Raw genomic sequence first — 4,287 nt, forward strand, 5'->3', positions numbered from 1 at the left:
GGCTGGCCAGCGAAGGGGCCGGCCCAGGCGATGCAAACAAATAGACATAAATTGCTATCATCGCCCGCATGACCGAACTCGCCCCCTGCCCACCCCGGGCCCTCCCCGACGGTTTCTTCGACCGCGATGCGCAGACCCTGGCCAAAGCCTTGCTCGGCAAGGTCATCCGCCACCGTCAGGGCGCGCTCTGGCTGTCGGCGCGCATCATCGAGACCGAAGCCTATTACGTCACCGACAAAGGCAGCCACGCCTCGCTCGGCTACACCGAAAAGCGCAAGGCGCTGTTCCTCGACGGCGGCCACATCTACATGTACTACGCCCGCGGCGGCGACTCGTTGAACTTCAGCGCCCACGGCCCGGGCAACGCAGTGCTGATCAAGTCGGCCTACCCCTGGGTGGATGCCGTCAGCGACCGCAACAGCCTGGCACAAATGCAGTTGAACAACCCCGACGCCAACGGCCTGGCACGCACACCCGAACGCCTGTGCGCCGGGCAGACGTTGCTGTGCAAGGCCCTGGGCCTGAAAGTGGCGCACTGGGACGCCAAGCGTTTCGACCCCGACCAGCTGTTTGTCGAGGATTGCGGTATCACGGTGAAACACATTATTCAGACGACACGCCTGGGCATCCCCCACGGCCGCGACGAACATCTGCCCTACCGTTTCGTCGACGCCGACTTTGCCCGCCACTGCACCCGGAACCCGCTGCGCCGTGGGCAAGTCGAAGGGCTCGACTACTTCTTACTGACACAAGGAAATTGACACCATGGGCGCATGGCTCGACAGCCTCACTGGCTGGCTGACCGCAAACCCGCAATGGCTAGGCCTGGCGATCTTCGTGGTGGCGTGCATCGAGTGCCTGGCCATCGCCGGGATCATCGTGCCCGGCACCGTGCTGCTGTTTGCCGTGGCCGTATTGGCGGGTAGTGGCGCACTGGGGCTGAGTGAAACCCTGTTGCTGGGCTTTCTCGGCGGGCTGCTGGGTGACGCGATTTCCTACACACTGGGCCGACGCTTCCACCAGAACATCCGGCGTTTGCCGCTGCTGCGTCATCACCCGGAATGGATCGGCAGCGCCGAGAGCTACTTCCAGCGCTACGGCATCGCCAGCCTGCTGGTGGGGCGCTTCATCGGCCCGCTGCGCCCCATGCTGCCGATGGTCGCGGGCATGTTCGACATGCCGCTGCCGCGCTTCATCGCGGTCAGCCTGGTGGCCGGTGCCGGCTGGTCGATGGCCTACCTGCTGCCCGGCTGGGCCACCGGGGCGGCCATGCGCCTGCCGCTGCCCGAAGGCTTCTGGACGCAAGCCGGCATCATCGCCGGCGGCCTGGCCGTGCTGATCGGCGTGAGCGTCAACAGCAGCCTGCGCAGCCAGCGCTATGGCACCCGCTGGATCGCCGCGTTGAGCCTGGTGTTTCTGGCGGCGATGTTCATCGGCTGGCCGTACCTGATCCAGTTCGACCAGGGCCTGATGACCCTGGTGCAGGAACACCGACGCAGCACCCTGGACGGCACCATCGTACTGATCACCCGGCTGGGCGACTTCCGCACCCAACTGGTGCTGGGCGGCGTGCTTACCGGCCTGTTGCTGCTGGCCCGGCAATGGCGCCCGGCGATCTTTGCCGGCGCCACACTGATGGGCACCGCGCTGGCCAACGGCACGCTCAAGTGGCTGTTCGCCCGCGCCCGCCCCGAGGTACTCAGCGACCCGCTGACCACCTACAGCATGCCCAGCGGGCACAGTTCGGCATCGTTCGCATTCTTTCTGGTGCTGGCGGTACTGGCCGGGCGCGGGCAGCCACCGCGCATGCGCCTGACCTGGATCCTGCTGGGCTGCCTGCCGGCGCTGTCGATTGCGCTGTCGCGGGTTTACCTGGGCGCGCACTGGCCAACCGACATCCTCGCCGGCTCGATGCTCGCATGCTGCGTGTGCGCCACCAGCCTGACCCTGGTGCAGCATCGCACGCCGCTCAGTGCGATGCCCTTGAGGGTGTGGTGGCTGATCCTGCCGGCGAGTGTCGGCACGCTGGCGTTCTTTGCACTGCACGCGTTGCCCGACGCACTGTTGCGTTACCAGTACTGAGGGTCAGGCGAACAGTTCACCCTGAAGCCGCTCGAGCAGCGCCTGGATCGCATCCAGGCGCTGACGGGGCGAGTCGATCGCCAGCAGTTCGAGCTTGTCCTGGTCGTCAAATGGCAGCAGGTAGGCCAGTTGATTGGCCAGCGCCTGCTGACCAATGGCCTGCTGGCCAACGGCATGCACCGGCATGCCCAGCGCCGCGACCAGCGGGTGCTCACCCAACGCCGCCAGCAAGGCCAGCAGGTCGTGGTCATCGTCCTGCAGCGGCGCATCGTCCTGCTCGCTGCGCCAGCTCACGTCGGCCAGCAGCAACTGGTCCTTCTGCACCTCGATGGGCCCCACGTCAAAACGCCGCAGGCCCTCCACACGAATACCGAGCAGGCCGTTGTCCTGCTGCTGGAAGTCGCGAATCACGGCCTCGCAACCGATCTGCGCGAACCCGGCCGGCGCCCTGCCGACCTGCTCGCCGTCCAGGATGCACACCACGCCAAAGCCGCCACCCTGCTTCATGCAACGGCCGATCATGTCCAGATAGCGTGCTTCGAAGATCTGCAGGTCGAGCGTGCAGCCAGGGAACAACACGGTATTGAGCGGGAACAGCGGCAATGTCATGTCAAGTCCTCACGCAACCAGGCTAACCGCCAACGGCAGGAACACCGCCGTGACCACCCCCATCAGGCTCATGCCCAGGGCCGCGAACGCCCCGGTCTCTTCGCTCTCTTGCAGTGCCACCGCCGTACCCACCGCGTGCGCACTGATACCCAGTGCCATGCCACGGGCTTCGGGGCTGTCGACCCGGCAGGCCGACAGCAGCGCCGGGCCGAAGATCGCGCCGATCACCCCGGTGATCAGCACGAACACCGCCGCCAGTGCCGCCACGCCGCCGATCTGTTCGGCCACCAGCATGGCGATCGGCGACGTCACCGACTTGGGTGCCATGGTCATCAGGATCATGTGTTCCGCACCGAGCCACCCGCCCAGCAGCAGGCACGCACCGGTGGCCACCACACCGCCGATTACCAGCGTAGTCAAGGTCGGCCACAACAGTTGCCGAATACGCCGCAGGTTGAGATAGAGCGGCACGGCCAGCGCCACGGTGGCCGGCCCCAGCAGGATGTTCATGATCTCGGTGCTCTTGCGGTACTCGGCATACGACACCCCGCAGGTGAGCAGCACCGCGATGACCACCAGCATCGACACCAGCACCGGCTGCAGGAAAATCCAGCGGGTCTTGTCGTAGGCCGCCAGCACCAGCTGATACGCGCCCAAGGTGATGCCGATGCCGAACAGCGGGTGATGGATCACGGCCTCGACCGCGCCATGCCAGTCCAGGCTCATGGCTGCTCCCCACGCCTGGTCTGACGGTTGATGAGCTTTTGCATCAGCACGCCACAGAACGCGATGGCGATCAGCACCGACAGCACCAGCGAGCCGACGATCGCCCAGAAATCCGCAGCGATATCGCTGGCATACACCATCACCCCGACAGCCGGCGGCACCAGCAGCAGCGGCAGGTAACGCAGCAGGCTGGCGGACGCCTCGCTCAGTGGCGCACTGACTTCGCCGCGCAGCATCAGGTAGCCGAGCAGCAGCACCAGCCCGATGATCGGACCCGGCAGCATCGACAGAAACAGGTGATTGATAGCCGTACCCAGCAACTGGAACAGCACGAGCCACGTCAAACCACGCAACAACATTGCACTTCTCCCTCAGGCCTGGCGGCCATTATAAGCACGCTAACGAGTGGCCTATAGCCTGATATTCGTTGAAATCATGCTGACTTGACCACACCCGGTGGGCGTGCTGATCTTAAGCACTTGAATCTGCCGCAGTCACAAAAACATCAACGACAACCTGGAGAGTCGCATGCCTCATGTACCCGTTGCAGAGCTGGCGCAGTACATTGGAAAGGAACTGGGACGTTCCGAATGGCTGACCATCGATCAAGAGCGCATCAACCTGTTTGCCGAGGCCACGGGGGATTTTCAGTTCATCCATGTGGACCCGGTGAAGGCGGCAAAAACGCCATTTGGCAGCACGATTGCCCATGGCTTCCTCACCCTGTCACTGATCCCCAAGCTGATGGAAGACATCCTCGTGCTGCCCGAAGGGTTGAAGATGGTGGTCAACTACGGCCTGGACAGCGTGCGTTTCATCCAGCCGGTCAAGGTCAACACACGCGTGCGGCTCAAGGTCGAGCTGAGCGAG

At 64.6% G+C, this 4,287-nt stretch carries 6 protein-coding genes; 3 read left to right on the forward strand and 3 right to left on the reverse strand.

Annotated features, from left to right (window positions below; translation table 11 throughout):
• Positions 1-68: 68 nt before the first annotated feature.
• Together G3436_RS15945 and G3436_RS15950 are read left to right on the forward strand one after the other, a co-directional pair.
• Positions 69-761, forward strand: a complete 693-nt coding sequence (locus tag G3436_RS15945; RefSeq protein WP_163946686.1) for a DNA-3-methyladenine glycosylase — start codon at positions 69-71, stop codon at positions 759-761.
• A gap of 4 nt (positions 762-765) precedes the next feature.
• Positions 766-2,082, forward strand: a complete 1,317-nt coding sequence (locus G3436_RS15950) for a bifunctional DedA family/phosphatase PAP2 family protein (protein WP_163946688.1) — start codon at positions 766-768, stop codon at positions 2,080-2,082.
• 3 nt (positions 2,083-2,085) lie between these two features.
• Here the strand turns inward: G3436_RS15950 and G3436_RS15955 are convergent, their stop codons facing one another.
• Genes G3436_RS15955 through G3436_RS15965 form a run of 3 tightly spaced genes read right to left on the reverse strand, consistent with a single transcriptional unit; the run spans position 2,086 to position 3,776 of the window.
• Positions 2,086-2,691, reverse strand: a complete 606-nt coding sequence (locus tag G3436_RS15955) for an LON peptidase substrate-binding domain-containing protein (RefSeq protein ID WP_163946691.1) — start codon at positions 2,689-2,691, stop codon at positions 2,086-2,088.
• A gap of 9 nt (positions 2,692-2,700) precedes the next feature.
• The gene (locus G3436_RS15960) at positions 2,701-3,417 is read right to left on the reverse strand and encodes an LrgB family protein (RefSeq protein ID WP_163946694.1); all 717 of its coding nucleotides are present in this window, start codon (positions 3,415-3,417) and stop codon (positions 2,701-2,703) included.
• Positions 3,414-3,776: a CidA/LrgA family protein gene (locus G3436_RS15965; RefSeq protein ID WP_163946696.1), complete on the reverse strand. Its 363-nt coding sequence runs from the start codon at positions 3,774-3,776 to the stop codon at positions 3,414-3,416. The genes G3436_RS15960 and G3436_RS15965 overlap by 4 nt, the downstream gene beginning before the upstream one ends.
• Positions 3,777-3,945: 169 nt before the next feature.
• Here G3436_RS15965 and G3436_RS15970 point away from each other — a divergent pair.
• Positions 3,946-4,287 (forward strand): MaoC family dehydratase (locus G3436_RS15970; protein WP_163946699.1); only part of this gene is annotated, 342 nt, incomplete at its 3' end.

This window comes from Pseudomonas brassicae (assembly GCF_010671725.1).
GTDB classification, from domain to species: domain Bacteria; phylum Pseudomonadota; class Gammaproteobacteria; order Pseudomonadales; family Pseudomonadaceae; genus Aquipseudomonas; species Aquipseudomonas brassicae.

What these genes read in the sequence shown, in the direction of transcription:
- G3436_RS15965 (WP_163946696.1), bottom strand. Translation starts at nt 3,776, where the DNA reads ATGTTGTTGCGTGGTTTGACGTGGCTCGTGCTGTTCCAGTTGCTGGGT.
- G3436_RS15955 (WP_163946691.1), bottom strand. Translation starts at nt 2,691, where the DNA reads ATGACATTGCCGCTGTTCCCGCTCAATACCGTGTTGTTCCCTGGCTGC.
- G3436_RS15960 (WP_163946694.1), bottom strand. Translation starts at nt 3,417, where the DNA reads ATGAGCCTGGACTGGCATGGCGCGGTCGAGGCCGTGATCCATCACCCG.
- G3436_RS15945 (WP_163946686.1), top strand. Translation starts at nt 69, where the DNA reads ATGACCGAACTCGCCCCCTGCCCACCCCGGGCCCTCCCCGACGGTTTC.
- G3436_RS15950 (WP_163946688.1), top strand. Translation starts at nt 766, where the DNA reads ATGGGCGCATGGCTCGACAGCCTCACTGGCTGGCTGACCGCAAACCCG.